This is a genomic window from Capnocytophaga sp. FDAARGOS_737 (assembly GCF_009730375.1).
Classification (GTDB): Bacteria; Bacteroidota; Bacteroidia; order Flavobacteriales; family Flavobacteriaceae; genus Capnocytophaga; species Capnocytophaga leadbetteri.
The window spans coordinates 1,243,967-1,259,091 of record NZ_CP046316.1; the positions used below are offsets into that span (position 1 = coordinate 1,243,967).

Annotated in this window: 18 protein-coding genes, 2 tRNA genes and 1 pseudogene; 8 read left to right on the forward strand and 13 right to left on the reverse strand. The window is 35.7% G+C overall.

All coding sequences use genetic code 11. The annotated features are described in order from the left end of the window. From FOC45_RS05515 to FOC45_RS05565, 11 genes are all read right to left on the reverse strand, one after another. Entirely contained in the window at positions 1 to 468 is a 468-nt protein-coding gene (locus FOC45_RS05515) for a low molecular weight protein-tyrosine-phosphatase (RefSeq protein WP_009392817.1), read from the reverse strand. 23 nt (positions 469 to 491) lie between these two features. Beyond that, a complete protein-coding gene (gene nadD, locus FOC45_RS05520) occupies positions 492 to 1,079 on the reverse strand; it encodes a nicotinate (nicotinamide) nucleotide adenylyltransferase (RefSeq protein ID WP_009392812.1) in 588 nt (195 codons plus the stop codon). Next, positions 1,076 to 1,642, reverse strand: a complete 567-nt coding sequence (gene gmk / locus FOC45_RS05525) for a guanylate kinase (RefSeq protein WP_009392810.1) — start codon at positions 1,640 to 1,642, stop codon at positions 1,076 to 1,078. The genes nadD and gmk overlap by 4 nt, the downstream gene beginning before the upstream one ends. Then, positions 1,642 to 2,496: a YicC/YloC family endoribonuclease gene (locus tag FOC45_RS05530; protein ID WP_009392808.1), complete on the reverse strand. Its 855-nt coding sequence runs from the start codon at positions 2,494 to 2,496 to the stop codon at positions 1,642 to 1,644. The genes gmk and FOC45_RS05530 overlap by 1 nt, the downstream gene beginning before the upstream one ends. 83 nt (positions 2,497 to 2,579) lie before the next feature. Further along, positions 2,580 to 3,029: a hypothetical protein gene (locus FOC45_RS05535; protein ID WP_009392806.1), complete on the reverse strand. Its 450-nt coding sequence runs from the start codon at positions 3,027 to 3,029 to the stop codon at positions 2,580 to 2,582. Between the two features lie 120 nt (positions 3,030 to 3,149). Further along, entirely contained in the window at positions 3,150 to 3,659 is a 510-nt protein-coding gene (locus tag FOC45_RS05540; protein ID WP_196774070.1) for a hypothetical protein, read from the reverse strand. 707 nt (positions 3,660 to 4,366) lie between these two features. Continuing rightward, complete coding sequence (locus FOC45_RS05545; protein ID WP_009392802.1) at positions 4,367 to 5,143, reverse strand: hypothetical protein; 777 nt, start codon at positions 5,141 to 5,143, stop codon at positions 4,367 to 4,369. A 3-nt stretch (positions 5,144 to 5,146) separates the two neighbouring features. Further along, complete coding sequence (locus FOC45_RS05550; RefSeq protein WP_009392799.1) at positions 5,147 to 5,569, reverse strand: hypothetical protein; 423 nt, start codon at positions 5,567 to 5,569, stop codon at positions 5,147 to 5,149. A gap of 135 nt (positions 5,570 to 5,704) precedes the next feature. Continuing rightward, a tRNA-Met gene (locus FOC45_RS05555) sits at positions 5,705 to 5,777 on the reverse strand. 70 nt (positions 5,778 to 5,847) lie between these two features. Further along, a complete protein-coding gene (alr, locus tag FOC45_RS05560; RefSeq protein ID WP_009392797.1) occupies positions 5,848 to 6,957 on the reverse strand; it encodes an alanine racemase in 1,110 nt (369 codons plus the stop codon). Further along, positions 6,954 to 7,724, reverse strand: coding sequence for an enoyl-CoA hydratase/isomerase family protein (locus FOC45_RS05565; protein WP_009392796.1), 771 nt, complete (start codon positions 7,722 to 7,724; stop codon positions 6,954 to 6,956). The genes alr and FOC45_RS05565 overlap by 4 nt, the downstream gene beginning before the upstream one ends. Positions 7,725 to 7,810: 86 nt before the next feature. Here FOC45_RS05565 and FOC45_RS05570 point away from each other — a divergent pair. Beyond that, a tRNA-Ala gene (locus FOC45_RS05570) sits at positions 7,811 to 7,884 on the forward strand. A 951-nt stretch (positions 7,885 to 8,835) separates the two neighbouring features. Here the strand turns inward: FOC45_RS05570 and FOC45_RS12225 are convergent. Then, positions 8,836 to 9,117: an RteC domain-containing protein gene (locus FOC45_RS12225; protein ID WP_155846684.1), complete on the reverse strand. Its 282-nt coding sequence runs from the start codon at positions 9,115 to 9,117 to the stop codon at positions 8,836 to 8,838. Positions 9,118 to 9,704: 587 nt separating this feature from the next. After that, positions 9,705 to 9,929, reverse strand: a complete 225-nt coding sequence (locus tag FOC45_RS12230; protein WP_370513663.1) for a helix-turn-helix domain-containing protein — start codon at positions 9,927 to 9,929, stop codon at positions 9,705 to 9,707. On the opposite strand from FOC45_RS12230, the pseudogene FOC45_RS12235 reads away from it, so the two are divergent. The 7 genes and pseudogenes from FOC45_RS12235 to FOC45_RS05615 form a co-directional block, all read left to right on the forward strand. Continuing rightward, positions 9,904 to 10,155: pseudogene (locus FOC45_RS12235) on the forward strand (hypothetical protein); the annotation flags it as partial. The gene FOC45_RS12230 and the pseudogene FOC45_RS12235 overlap by 26 nt on opposite strands. A gap of 231 nt (positions 10,156 to 10,386) precedes the next feature. Next, positions 10,387 to 10,992: a superoxide dismutase gene (locus tag FOC45_RS05590; RefSeq protein WP_009388524.1), complete on the forward strand. Its 606-nt coding sequence runs from the start codon at positions 10,387 to 10,389 to the stop codon at positions 10,990 to 10,992. After that, positions 10,985 to 11,470 carry a hypothetical protein gene (locus tag FOC45_RS05595; RefSeq protein ID WP_009388525.1) on the forward strand — a complete coding sequence of 162 codons (486 nt, stop codon included), beginning with the start codon at positions 10,985 to 10,987 and terminating at the stop codon, positions 11,468 to 11,470. Before FOC45_RS05590 ends, FOC45_RS05595 begins: the two co-directional genes overlap by 8 nt. A 4-nt stretch (positions 11,471 to 11,474) precedes the next feature. Continuing rightward, on the forward strand, positions 11,475 to 12,068 hold the full coding sequence (locus tag FOC45_RS05600) for a peroxiredoxin (protein ID WP_231121913.1): 594 nt from the start codon (positions 11,475 to 11,477) through the stop codon (positions 12,066 to 12,068). Between the two features lie 5 nt (positions 12,069 to 12,073). Further along, on the forward strand, positions 12,074 to 13,516 hold the full coding sequence (locus tag FOC45_RS05605; protein WP_009388527.1) for a M17 family metallopeptidase: 1,443 nt from the start codon (positions 12,074 to 12,076) through the stop codon (positions 13,514 to 13,516). Then, positions 13,516 to 14,115, forward strand: a complete 600-nt coding sequence (locus tag FOC45_RS05610; protein ID WP_155846606.1) for a YceI family protein — start codon at positions 13,516 to 13,518, stop codon at positions 14,113 to 14,115. The genes FOC45_RS05605 and FOC45_RS05610 overlap by 1 nt, the downstream gene beginning before the upstream one ends. Further along, complete coding sequence (locus tag FOC45_RS05615) at positions 14,112 to 15,086, forward strand: ribonucleoside-diphosphate reductase small subunit (protein ID WP_009388529.1); 975 nt, start codon at positions 14,112 to 14,114, stop codon at positions 15,084 to 15,086. Before FOC45_RS05610 ends, FOC45_RS05615 begins: the two co-directional genes overlap by 4 nt. Positions 15,087 to 15,125: the final 39 nt, after the last annotated feature.

Here is a 15,125-nt window from a genome sequence, read left to right on the forward strand (position 1 = left end):
TTAGCTGTTAGTTGTTAGTTTGTGTGCTACTTTTTCGCAAGCAGCATCTATAAGTTGATATACTTTTTCAAAATCAGCTTCACTACCATAATAAGGGTCAGGTATTTCAGCTTTAGTCATCTTGTCAAGAGCATCACTGAGAAACGAGATTTTGTTTAAATCGTGCTCGTTTCTCGCTAAACGGATAAGATACTGATAATTACTTCTATCCATTACGAAAATATAGTCAAAAGCCTCAAAATCAGTTATGCTAAATTGTCTTCCTCTAAGCATCGAGATGTCTACTCCGTGCTTTTTACCTGATGCAATACTGCGCGGGTCAGGGGCATCGCCTATATGATAGTTAGCAGTCCCTGCTGAATCTACTTCAAAAGAGTCAATAGGAAGTTTGCTGCGCATAACTCCTTCAGCTAATGGTGAGCGGCAGATATTGCCCAAGCAAACCATTAATATTTTTGTTTTCTTCATTTTCTTTTTTATTACTTTATTTCTTATTTCAAATACAGTCCCATTTTGTCAATATACTGCCATACTTTCTCAGGCAGTAGCGGACGCACATTGTGTCTCGCCTTTATTTCATCGCGAATAAAGGTGGCTGATAGTTCTATAATCGGGGCTGTAATACGAGTAATGTGCGGGTGATTGCTCAACACTTCAGCAACTACCCCCTCAGAGATACGCGGATAGATGTAAAGCTGATAGTTAGCTAATATATGCTCGTAATTCTTCCACTTGTGAAAACTTTTTAGATTATCTTCTCCCATAATCAGAGCAAAGTCTACGTCAGGGTATTTTTCACCTAAGTGAGCCAATGTATTAACTGTATAATTGGGTTGTGGCAGGTGAAACTCTATATTGCAAGTGCGAAGTTTAGGATAATCATCTACAGCCAACTCAGCCATTTCAAGGCGTAAGTGATTGTCTAATAACGATTGCTTTTCCTTGAACGGATTTTGAGGTGTTACTACGAACCACACTTCGTGCATTGCACTATGCTCTGCTAAGTGGTTTGCCAAGATGAGATGCCCAATATGAATAGGGTTGAATGACCCAAAGAATAAACCTATTTGTTTTCTCATTTGTTAATAAAATCAGTTACAAGGTCTTCAGCCTCCTGCAGTGCGCGCGGTAGGTCATCATTTTTGATAATAACATCGAAAAGATGAGCTGTAGCCATCTCTTGTGCTGCTTTGTCTAAGCGCATCTGTATTTTCTCTTCAGTCTCTGTTTGTCGAGCTCGCAAACGCTCCTCTAATACAGCTATGCTAGGAGGTTCGACAAAGATAGCTAAGGTTTGCTCAGGGAATTGCTTTTTGATGCGCAACCCTCCTGCTACATCTATGTCGAATACTACGTTTTTGCCCATAGCCCACAGCCGTTCTACTTCCGATTTTAGGGTGCCGTAAAAGTAGTTTTGATATACCTCTTCCCATTCTAAGAAATCGTTATCAGCTATGCGTTGTTTGAACTCTTCAGCTGAAAGAAAATAATATTCCTTACCGTGTACCTCCTCACCGCGAGGGGCACGCGAGGTTGCCGAAATAGAAAACGCTAAATTAAGCGGAGCCAATGAAAGCAAATGCTTCACAATGGTAGTCTTACCACTCCCCGAAGGAGCTGAAAAAATAATAAGCTTATTCATTATAATACATTCAGTACCTGTTCTTTAATCTTTTCGAGTTCATCTTTCATTTGCACTACTATCTGCTGCATAGGGGCAAAGTTAGCTTTTGAACCCAATGTATTTATTTCTCTACCTATTTCTTGGGCTATAAAGCTCAATTTTCGTCCGTTAGAATCTTCAGATTGAAGAGTTTCAATAAAGTAGTCTAAGTGTTTCTTAAGACGTATTTTCTCTTCTGTAATATCCAGTTTTTCTAAGTAGAAAATAAGTTCTTGTTCAAACCTATTGGCATCTACATTTTGTATGTCGGCCACTGCTTTCTCTAGTCTCTCGCGCACTAGTAGCAAACGTTCGCTGTCTAAGGCTTGTACTTGTTGTAGGTAATGGTCGATATTTTGTATCCTAAGTAGGAAGTCTTTCTCTAATACTTTTCCCTCTTGCAAACGGAAATTCTGAAGGTCGGCAATAGCGATAGCAATATGTTCAAAAATAACAGCAAACTCCTCTTCGGTGATGCTTTCAGTAGAGGTCTGTAGCGCATCAGGCATACGCACCGCCATTTTTAGCAGTTCTGTACGATCGCCATCAACTATATTTCGCATTTGCTCTATATACGCTTTTACGATGTTTTCATTAATCTTTGAGGGGGTTTGGTTGCCAATATTCTCTACCAGAATAGTAAAGTCTACTTTTCCGCGTAGCAATTGCTCTGCTATGAGTTTTCTAAAGTCTAATTCTTTTTCTCTGTAAATCAGAGGTATGCGGGTATTAATATCAATACTCTTACTGTTTAATGATTTGATTTCAACACTTATATGCTTATCAGCAAGTGATATAACGCTTTTTCCAAAGCCTGTCATTGATTGTATCATAACATCGTTTTTTATAAGTGCAAAGATAGTAAATAATTAAGAATTAACAACTATATGAAAGATATTTTTGTAATGTAACATCCCTATCGTCTCAATTCTTTTCTCTTTTCTAACTGGTGCAAGGCTAACTTCTTTATTTCGGTATCATTAGTGTCAGATGCCAATTTTTCTAAAGCTAAAAGACTCTCAGGTTGTGGTTGAGCTCCTATAGCATAAATGATTTTTCGCATATAAGGATATTTGAAATCTTCTGGCTCTAAATACGCAGGAATGTTATCTATTGCTTTTAATAGGATAGGTATATTTTTGGCACTATTATTCCACATTGTTTGAAATAGATCAACAATATCTTCGTGGGAATTATGAAAATTCAATAAAAGCAATCTCCTTAAAGGTTCTTCGTTAGAGGGATTAAAACAATTTAACAACCAGCCCGTTAGGATAACATTCCGAACATCTTCCAAACTTTTACCATCTTCCAATAATAAAATAGCTTCGTTAAAATCTTCGACACTTATACTGTTTTTTAACATTGTTAATCTTTCTTCTCTTGTAATTTTTTTTTGAATAATACAAATCGAATATATTTATAATCTTGTTTATATTTCTCATTTTATTGTTATTTTTTAATTTTTGAAAAAAAAAGCAATAGTCTAGGTATTTTCTTCTCTTTCAAAAATATATAAAGTTCCTTGAGAACTTAAGGCTCCTAATAGGTTTCTATTACCTTGAAGCTCCATAATTCTCGGTTCTGCATCTTCTTCTTTTTTAAAATCATACTCCCAAGTGAGTTTTTTGGTAACTCTATCCAACGCTCCTATTTTACTATTAAAATGACTTGCAAAATAGATTTTGCTATCTGTTAGCACAAAATTAGTTATATCACTGCGTATCTTTTTGACTGAAAGCTCATTGGTTAAATCATAGAGTTGAATCGCTCCATTAGTAGGGTTTATTTCCCAATAGAATTCCCACATAAAACCTATAAGTCTATGTGTTTTTTCGTCTATTTGAGTTGCTTCGGATAGAGGAATAGCCGAGGGTAACCAACTACAATGGAAATTAGCTATTGTATATATTTGATGTACTAATACACCTGTTACAATGTCTAACGCAATGATTGTGTGATGATTGAGTGCTATCCAAAGTTTTCCTTCTAACACGCCTATCAATTTTTTCACTTCCCAATCGGCCTCTTTGTTGTAATTATCGTTATGAGGATTATTAGGGATTGAATTCAGTGAAAATTGCTAAATAGGCTCTTTACAAGAATAATTACAGCAGGTTATAAAGTCAGCGTTTGATAAAAAAAGATTATCATCAGTATTCAATATGAACTTAAGAGATTCAAATCTAATAACTTCCTTATAACTATTATCTAATAAATTGAATAAGTAATAGACAGAAGAATATTTTGGATACTCTAATACAAAATCTCCTGATAAAATTAACGTATTTGAATTGTAATTGATAGAACTTTTTAAATACTGTTTATTAGATATTACTGAATCTCCTACTATTGTATCATCATTTTTAATACAAATGATGGTATTGTTTTTATATAAATCATAATTGTCTAAATCTATTCCAAAAGCAACTTTTTTGTTGTTTAAGAATAGATCAAAATCTTCTGTGAGATATATTCTTTCTCTATCATAAATAGAGAAGTTAGAGACTCTATTTGTTATATCTTAGAGTTTCATCATTGTTTTATAAAATTGTACAAAGGAGATTTACTGTCTCCTATCATAGCTTCAAATATTTTCTTTTGTTCAGATAAAGAGCGCTAAACTCAATGTTCGAGCGAAAAATAAATTAATAAAAGTAAAAAGTAAATTGAAGTTTTAGAATGACTAGGGATATAAACCTTTTATTCCTCAATTCCTTCATTTTTTAAATACATCAATTGATTATACAGATTCTCTAAGGAAAACAATACTTCTTCCTCCAGTTCTGTATCCGAAAGAAGCAGGTTCTCTGTAGCTTGTAGGAAGATTTGCTGGGTATGAGGTGACATAAGCCAAGCAGTTATTTGCTCATTGAGCTCTGGGTGCTTGTCCTTAAAATAACTGTGCTTGAACGCTATTCCTACTGAGCGAAAGCTATGAGTGAGGAACTCCTCAAAGTAGTACAATGCCATTACCTTATCAGCCTGTTGAAGCCAAGTATTTAAAAGGGGGGCTATAGGCAAGCCACTCAAGCCAAAACAAACCAGCCAGTCCTCTGCTGAATCACATAGGTCAGGATTCTCTCCCTCAAGTACCTCATTAAAAAAGGCTTTTGCAAAGCGCTCCATAAAAGCGCTCTCTGCAGGTTTCCAAATATCTTCACGTTCAAAATGACATTTAGAGAGTGAAAAACCTTCATCTATGTATAAAATTTCTCCTTGTGAGAGAAGTTCTAGCATACGTGGTAAGAAATACCGAAGCTCGATAATTGCCTTGTCTTCATTCTCAAACATAGCACTGATATAAGTATCTATCAAATCTCGAGAGAGCTCCCGCAAAGGGGTAGTTACCAATAACTTTATTTCCTCTTGAGTGATACAGTTCCCACAATCACAGACAGTTAAAAACGAAGTAATACTATAAGAAGCAAAAATAGTATAAGCTTCTTCTATATAAGGGGTAAGTTTTTCATATTTCATATTTTATTTATAAGTAACCCACATAAAAGTACTTCCTCCTTTGCGGTCATAATGAGCTCCTACACTTCCCCAATCAAAGGAATGTGCTTCGCCTATTTGGGAGGAAATCCATTGTTTGTAATATTTTTCTGTTTTCAGCTCGTAAGCCTCACTCCAATCCTCCCAAGAAGTTTGTCGTTCATTCATAGAAAATTCTATGGAGAATAAGTGCTCTTCTCTGAAGCAAAGTGCCACACTGAACATCTTTCTTTCAAAAGAACAATCATTGAAATACAACCAACAATACCCCGTTCCCACATCCCATATTTTATGAGTAGGAAACTGCGCCCGAAGGCTCGAAAAAGTAGTATCCTTCGTAATAATAACTTCTTTGACCAAGAAAAAATCACCATTTTCAACATTCAGAAAAGAGATTTCAGTATCCATAAAAGTAAATGGTTTTAGAACCGACAAAAATACTCGGTTATATACTCGAATTTATACTCGCTTTGTATAAGTTGATATAGTTTGGACATAAAAAAATACGCTCTAAGGCGTATTTTTATTAGGCTTTTACCTTTGTAGCGGGAACTGGACTCGAACCAGTGACCTTCGGGTTATGAGCCCGACGAGCTACCTACTGCTCTATCCCGCGATTTTCTGGGTGCAAAAGTACAAACTTTTTTTTATATAGCAAACTTTTTAGCAACTTTTTTTAATATTTTTTATTCTTCTATATATAAACGCTTGATTCTGTGCGCCATAGAGGTCATCAATTCATATGATATTGTCCCTGCCGATTCTGCTAAAGTCTCTGCTGTATGATCTTTGTCAAACACTATTACCTCATCTCCTTCTTCACAATCGATGTGAGTGATGTCTACCATTATCATATCCATACATACATTTCCCAGAATAGGGGCTTTTTTTCCGTGTATAAATACAAACCCCTTTCCTTTGCCGTAAATTCGGTTGATACCATCGGCGTGTCCCACAGGTATAGTGGCAGTCTTAGTAATATGATCTGCTATGTAACCCCTGTTATAGCCCAAACTATCACCTATTTCAAGGCGGTGAATTTGCGAAATTACACTTTTTAACGACATTATAGGGGTCAAATAAGGCTGAAGAGCAGCGTCATTAGCAAAACCATACATCCCTATACCACTGCGCACCATATCAAACTGTGCCTCAGGATAATTGAGTATTCCTGAAGTATTGCACTGGTGGTAAATCACTTTATGTGCAAAAGTCTGATTTACCTTTTCCTGAAAAGCGATAAAACGCTGTATCTGGTTTTCGGTAAATACTTTCTCATTCATATCTTCTGAGGCAGCCAGATGCGAATAAGCTGTTTTTACCTTTACAGTAGCATTGTTTTTTAACAAACTAAGCACTTCGTCTATTTGATTGAAATCAAAACCTAAGCGGTTAAGCCCTGTATTGCATTTAAGGTGCACAGGATAGTCAGATAATTGGTGCTTTTCAGCGTATTCTAAAAACAAATGTGCTGTTCTAAGTGAGTAAAGTGTCGGTTCTAATTGATATTTTATAATATCATCAAAATTAATACTTTGTGGGTGCAGTACTATGATAGGCAAGCTGATACCGCGTTTGCGTAGTGCGATACCTTCAGAAGTATAAGCTACCGCAAAATAGTTAGCTAACTTTTTTTTCTCTATATATGCAGCTATTTGGGTAGCTTCATTGCCGTATGATGAGGCTTTTACTACTGCCAAAAACCAAGTAGTAGGTTTTAGCCTACTTTTTAAATATTGTATGTTTCTCTCTAAAGCGGTAAGGTCAATTTCTAATACTGTTTCTTCAGTTTTCATTTATTTTTCAATTTTTCTAACATTAATCTTGTTTGTTCTGAAAGCACCAACCTGCCAGAAATAGCCGCATTATCTATAAGTTCTCGTTCCCAGTGTTCCGTATGTTGCCAGGTTACGCGTTTCATCTCTGATAATGCCTGAGGATTAGATTTTAGTAGGGTAACTAAAAAATGGTCAATAGCTTCGTCCATCTCTTTAGCTGTTTCATACACACGTGCTATAAGTCCTTTCTGCTGTGCCCAATAGGCATTTTTCCATTGGTCTGGTGCCATAAAAAGCTCATTTAAGGCAGCCTGTCCTGCTTTGCGCAAGATAACTGGAGCAATCACAAACGGACCTATACCAAGCGAAAGTTCAGAGAGTTTTATACTCACAGCTTCAGTAGCAAATACATAGTCTAAAGCAGCTAATAACCCTACACCGCCACCTACAGCTTTCCCTTGTACTCTTCCGATAATCAGCTTTTTGCAACGGCGCATAGCTAAGAAAAGATGTGCAAACCCTTCAAAAAACTTACAACCTTCAGCCTCATTAGTAATAGCCAAAAGTTCGTCAAATGAAGCTCCTGCACAAAACGCTCTATCGCCTTCGCTTTTTAAAAGGATAATACTCACCGCATTGTTTTCTGACAAAGCATCAATTTCTTGCGTTAGCCTTTCCAAGAGCACCAATGGAAAAGCATTAGCATTTGGGTGACCAAAAGTAATGATTGCCAGTTGGTTATCTATCTTTGTGTATAAAGAACCTTGTTGTCTATCAGTTGTCATAGTTACAAATTTTGTGGCAAAAGTATAATTTTTTTTGCAAATAGGTTGTTTAATCAAAAAAAATATTTATCTTTGCCCTCACAATCGGGGATGTAGCTCAGTTGGCTAGAGCGTTTGGCTGGCAGCCAAAAGGTCGTGGGTTCGAGCCCCATCTTCTCCACAAATAATACTGATTATCAGTTGTTTACAGCTGATAAGGGACTAAGTCAGGGACTAAAATATAATTTTAGTCCTTGTTTCATTAAAGACTAAAATAGATAGCCAAAATATTGCAAGGTCATTCTTGAGGGTAGCCAAAGTATTACAAGGTCATTGTTGAAGGTAGCCAAAATATTACAAGGTCATTGTTGAAGGTAGCCAAAATATTACAAGGTCATTGTTGAAGGTAGCCAAAATATTACAAGGTCATTCTTGAGGGTAGCCAAAATATTGCAGGGTCATTGTTGAAGGTAGCCAAAATATTGCAAGGTCATTCTTGAGGGTAGCCAAAATATTGCAGGGTCATTGTTGAAGGTAGCCAAAATATTGCAAGGTCATTCTTGAGGGTAGCCAAAATATTACAAGGTCATTGTTGAAGGTAGCCAAAATATTACAAGGTTATTTTTGTTAATAGTCTGATATTTAATAACTTATGTTAAAAGGTGTATTTTTAGGCTCTTTCTTCCCTATATATTATATATATTTATATAAATAAAAATAGACACAGACGTAAAATTTTCTTTTCTGCATTTTACCCAATTTGAGAGTATGATTTATCTTATTTTTAGCAACTGATTGTAAATCAGTTTTTTGCGGAGCTCTTAAATAATCTCGTTTTTTAGGAGCAAGATGTGTCTTTGTATATACACAGTTTTTAGCAAAACGGTATACAAAGGCGCATCTTGCTTTTTAGTCTTCTTTCTCAAAAACTTGCCTATGGCTGTATTTTCGTGAAAGAAGACTAAAAAGGGGAAAAAACTTCGGAACTCGTTTTTTCTTTCTATAGGAAATTTAGATTTAGTTTTTGAGCTCTTTGTGGAACTCAAAAACAATGGGTAGCTAAAAAGCAGTATACTATATAGCTTGATTACCAAGAAGTAGAAATACAGCAGTATTTCAAGTAAATCAAACTTTATAAAGCTAGATAGCTAGTGATAAGATAGAGAAAAATTAAATCTTTTAAATTAATATTGAATATTTTGTCAAAGATAGTAATGATTTTGTTGATACTCACCTTCCCATAAGAAATGGCTTTAATTTGTTGTAAGGCATAAACAAGTTCAATCAAATCATTTTTGGTAGCAGTCCATTCTAAATCTGTAACGACTTCTTGCAGGTTTCCTTCTAAATCGGAAACAAGAAAAACAAGGAGATAAAAGCAGAGCGAGGAAGAGGAATACGAATTTAAATGCAGTGTATTTCAACACATAATTATGCTTGGTTAATTATCAGTTGCTTTTTTATTTTTTAAATAAATTATTTTATTGAAAATCAGAAACTTATATTTATTACCTTATATCACTGAACAGAATCCAATTACAGCGATAAAAATAATTTTACAATTTGGTTATCAGATGATTTATTTTTTATGTGGTACATTCAACCCTTAAGCACAATGTTCACAAAACTCCAATCCATTATCACTCGTAATGGTTTTTACAAAATCTTTATACGGAAGCAAAGCCTCTATCATCGCTTTGGTTATTTTTTTGCATTTTTACTACTTAACTTACTCATTATTAAAAAAATATTTTTCTTTCTACAATCGTCAAAATTGCTCTTTTGTGTTCTGCCCCCACAATTAATCTACTTCAAAATATCCAAATTCTTCATTAGTCAAAACGATTTCAGGGCGTAAACTAATTGGTTTTCGTCCTCTCCTCAGCCCTCTCCGAAGGAAAGGGAGCTGTTTTCGATGTTTTAACTTATGTCTTAAATATTGATATAAATCACCTCCTTTTCCCTTATTTTCTCGGATATATTGATAAATCTTTTCAGTACTTACCATATTGATATTTTGTTTTTTACAATAGCCCACAATTTTACAGCAAATCTTTCCTTGCGAATATTTGCGTGTTCCTGAGCGTTTTGAGGGGGATATACCCCTCTTTTCAGCTCTCTGCTAATGGTACTTTCTGACACACCCAATTGCCCAGCAATAAATTTTTGGGATTTATTGCATTTAAGATATATTTTTATTTCGGTATTATTTTCCAAAGAAATCAAAAGTGTAAAAATCGGTAAATTGGTAAAGGATTTTTATATCAAACTCACCGAACTCTATGGGTAATTTCGGGTAGTGGGAGTGAATTACAATGTGATTGTAAAGATTTTGTATCGCAATTTTTCCGAAAAGAAAGCCTCCACCTATCTGTTTAAACTTGAAAAACAAACCGCTCAAATAGTGGCTATCTGTAAAGAAATTATGACTCTTTCGCAAAGATTAGAATAGCATCTCACCGAAAAAAACAAAAAATAAATAACGTGTAAAACATCAAACTTTATTTTATATATTTGATTTACAAATTATTAAAAAACTATATTGAAAAAATAAATAAAAAAATCATCAATTTATTTTTTTAGATAAATCTAAATTATTACTTTTGCAAATCTAAAAATATTAAAAATAATAATATTAAACAATTGAAAATCAATTAAGCTAACTATTTAAACCTGAAAAATAATGAATATTAATCACACACTCCCAGAGCTTCCGTATGACAAAAATGCTCTAAATCCGATTATTACAGAGGAAACTTTTGATTATCACTACGAAAAGCATCACGCTGCCTATGTAAACAACCTTGCGGGATTGGTAAAAGATACCGAATGGGCGGAAAAAGACATCGTGGACATCATCCGAAAAAGCTACAATGAAAACCAAGTAGCCATTTTCAACAATGCAGCTCAACATTGGAATCATTCCTTTTTTTGGAATTGTCTCTCGCCCGATGGCGGAAAAAATCCTACTGGAAAAATCGCTGAACTCATCAACCGCGATTTCGGAAGTTTTAAAAATTTTAAAGAACAATTCTCTGCCACTGCCGTAAAATTATTCGGTGCTGGTTGGGCGTGGCTGGTTCAAAATCAGGAAGGAAAATTAGAAATTCTCCCAATGAAAGATGCTTTCACTCCACTGACTGAAAATAAAACTCCTATCCTTACCCTCGATGTGTGGGAGCACGCCTACTATATCGATTATCGAAATGCAAGACCCAAATTCGTGGAAGGTTTTTGGGAACTTGTAAACTGGAATTTTGCTAACCAAAACTTGAAATATAATGAGTGATACTTGTGTAAACCATATCGAAAATTATTGGAAGATTTTAACCGAAGAAGCCAATGAATCTTTTAACGAAGGAAATTATGAAGTTGCTTTGAGTGGCTATCTAAATGCCTTGTACAGAGCTGAAGTGCTTAATAGTAATTTTCTCGATTGCGTCCGACTGAAAGTTCCTTTTGTACAATTGTACGTTGTTTCGTGTAACAACTTGGCAAATTGCTATCAGGAAATAAAAGATTTGAAAAATGCAGAGGAAATGTTGCAAAAAGTGATATATTTTCTTTTATATCTCTATGAAAAGAATTATAAAAAAGAAGAAATTCAGGGAGAATTGAAAAAATCTGTCATTAGTTACATAAACTTTATTCAAAAAAATAATTTAGATACAATAAGTAAAACTATTTTTTTAACTTACTTGAAAAAACGATTGATAACAAACAATTTAGAAAATATAAAAACATTCGATTATGTGCAATTCAATTAAAAAATTGGTTCAGAAAGAGCAATTACAACTCATCCAAAAAGGAATACTAAGCATTGGAGATAAATTACCAGAATTTGTTAAAAAAGCCGTTATTTCTACAAAGAAAGGCATAGAAATCTCTGAAATCACACACAACTACGCAGCCAAACAAGGAAAGTGGATGGTGCTTTTTTGGTGGCCTAAAGATTTTACTTTCGTCTGTCCAACAGAAATTATAGAATTTAATAAAAATAATAAAAAATTTCTGGAAAGAAACGCTGTGTTGATTGGTGCTTCTACCGACACCGAATATGTACATTTAGGGTGGAGAGAAAATCATCCACAATTAGCAGAACTTTCTATTCCAATGCTTGCCGATACTTCCAAATCTTTAGCCGAAGAAATGGGAATTTTAAATTGCGAAGAAAAAGTTGCTTATCGAGCTACTTTTATCATTGACCCACAAGGAATTATACAATGGGTGAGCGTTTATCCTATGAATGTGGGAAGAAATGTAGATGAAGTACTTCGCGTATTAGATGCTCTCCAAACAGAAGAATTAACCGCTTGTGGGTGGAAGGCGGGAGAACAAACACTTTCTCAACAATTAAAAAAATAAATAAAATGATCGATACTTACCTTTATACAGAGCTAAAACGCTATACCGCCGACAAATTATCGTTTGAGAAAGGCACAATAATTCGTTTTATTCGTAGCCAAAAAGATTTGCAAAATATTGATATTCAGGAAAATTTGAAAGAAGAAATTCATCAGTCGTTTGAGGATAAGGAGAATAAACATTGGCATCTTTGGCAAGAAGAAAAAAGTTTGCTGGTAGCCGTTTCCAAATACGAATTAGAGGATTTAAGACAAGTAGGGGCAACCATTGTGCAACAACTACAACCGTCTTCTGTTTCATCTTCGGTGGAGGCGGTTCTTGAAAATCTGGAACTTTTCTCCGAAAAAGAAAAATACGCCCTCTTGGAAGGTGTGTTGCTTAGCAGTTATCATTTTGATAAATATCTATCCAAAAAAAAGACGGGTAAAATCACGCTATTTGTTTCGGAAACCGCTCTTTCTGAAAAGCAATACAATGAACTTAACACAGTTCTTGAAGCCATTTCCCTCACCAAAAACGCAGTAAATGAACCTGTTAATTATATGGATGCTCTCAAGTTTTCAGAATGGGTGCAGGAAGCAGGTGAAAAATTCGGTTTTGGAACGGAAATTCTTCATAAAAAACAAATCGAAACCCTAAAAATGGGAGGTTTGCTCGGCGTGAATAAAGGCTCGGAAACACCACCCACTTTTAATATTATGCACTACAAACCGAAAAATGCGGTCAATTCTCAACCTTTGGTTTTGGTAGGCAAAGGTGTAATGTTCGATACGGGCGGTTACTCACTCAAAGTGGGCGGCGTAATGAGTACAATGAAATGCGATATGGCAGGTGGTGCCGCTGTATTGGGTATCATTTCGGTAATTGCGGGGAATCAATTGCCTTACTATGTGATTGGTATTGTACCCGCCACGGATAACAAAATCAATTCCAATGCCTTAGTGGTAGATGATGTGATTACCATAATGGACGGCACTACGGTAGAAGTGCAAAATACCGATGCCGAAGGACGACTTGTTTTGGCAGATGCACTTTGCTATGCGAAAAAATTCAACCCTGAATTAGTGATTGATATGGCTACGCTCACGGGAGCTTCGGCGGCGATTACAGGGAGTTTCGGAATTGCAGGACTTTCCAACCACCAAGAAAGTATCGATGCTCTAAAATCCATTGGCGAGGAAGTCTATGAACGCATTGTGCAGCTCCCTCTTTGGAAAGAATACGGCGAACTCATAAAATCTAATATTGCCGACCTTAAAAACATTGGCGGACCCATCGGCGGAGTGAGTACAGCAGCCAAATTTTTGGAGCATTTTACCGATTACCCTTGGGTACATCTCGATATCGCAGGGGCTGCTTTCCTCAAAGACAAAAAAGGCTATAAACAAAGCGGAGCAACAGCAGTGCCTGTAAGACTGATTTATGAATTTGTAAAAAGTAAATGCTAATGAAAATCAAAAAATTATTCATCGTACTATTAGGTATAGGAGGTACATTGTTGTATTCTTGTAAAAATGAAAAATCATCTTTTGAACCCGTTGAAAATTCAGCAAAAGTAGAATGGACGGCATATAAAACTACCGAGAAATTACCTGTAAAAGGAACTTTTGAATCGGTGGACTTAATCAACCTTTCAGAAGGAAAATCCATTGAAGATTTTTTAAACAATGCTAAGTTTTCTATTCGTGCTTTGGAGTTATCAACAGGAGATCCTTCCAGAGATGAAAAAATTAAAAATTCCTTTTTCGGATTGATGAACGAAGCAGGAAAAATATCAGGAAAATTCATTTTTGAAAACCATCAATGGACTATTAAGCTAAGAATGAATGGAGTTAGTGTGAATAATATTCCAGCAGAAATTCAATTCAAAGATAATTTATTGAGTGTCAAATCTTCTATCGATTTGAAAGATTTTAAAGCTTTGAAAGCCTTAGAAGTACTTAACTCAGTTTGTTTTGATTTGCATAAAGGTGTTGATGGTATAAGTAAAGTATGGGAAAATGTTGATATTCACGCGTCTGTAAAATTAAAAGAAACTAAAAAATGATTACCGAACCCCTCTTACAAGACAACAAAGACCGCTTTGTCATTTTTCCTATACAGCACAATGATATTTGGCAATTCTACAAAAACGCCGAAGCCAGTTTTTGGACGGCAGAAGAAGTAGATTTGTCGCCCGATCTCCACGATTGGCAAAACAAACTCAACGACAACGAACGATTTTTCATCTCGCGAGTGTTGGCTTTTTTTGCTGCCAGTGATGGCATCGTGAATGAAAATCTTGCCATCAACTTCCTCCAAGAGGTGCAATATCCTGAGGCACGATGTTTCTACGGATTTCAAATTATGATTGAAAATATCCATTCCGAGATGTACTCGCTCCTCATCGATACTTATGTGAAAGACCCTGCCGAGAAGGATTATTTGCTTCGTGCCATCGAAACCATTCCGTGTGTTACCAAAAAAGCAAAATGGGCGTTGCGATGGATTACCAAAGGAAGTTTTGCCGAGCGACTCATCGCCTTTGCTGCGGTGGAGGGCATCTTCTTTTCAGGAAGTTTTTGCTCTATTTTTTGGCTCAAAAAACGCGGCTTGATGCCAGGGCTCACCTTTTCTAACGAACTCATCAGTCGGGACGAAGGCTTGCACTGCGATTTTGCTTGTTTGCTCTATGTCAATCATCTACAAAACAAACTTTCGGAAGAAACCATACGAGAAATCATCGTAGATGCCGTTGCTATCGAAAAGGAATTTGTTACCGATGCACTCCCTGTGAAACTCATCGGAATGAATGCCGAACTGATGTGCCAATACATCGAATTTGTAGCCGATAGATTGCTCGTTGCCTTGGGGTGCAATAAAGTGTGGAACGCTACCAATCCGTTTGATTTTATGGAACTTATTTCTCTGCAAGGAAAAACCAATTTCTTCGAACGGCGTGTAGGCGAATACCAAAAAACAGGCGTAGCACAAACTAACAGCGAACAAAACACCTTTTCACTCGATGAAGATTTTTAAAATAACTATTGGCTATCGGCCATTAGCTATTAGCCAAAT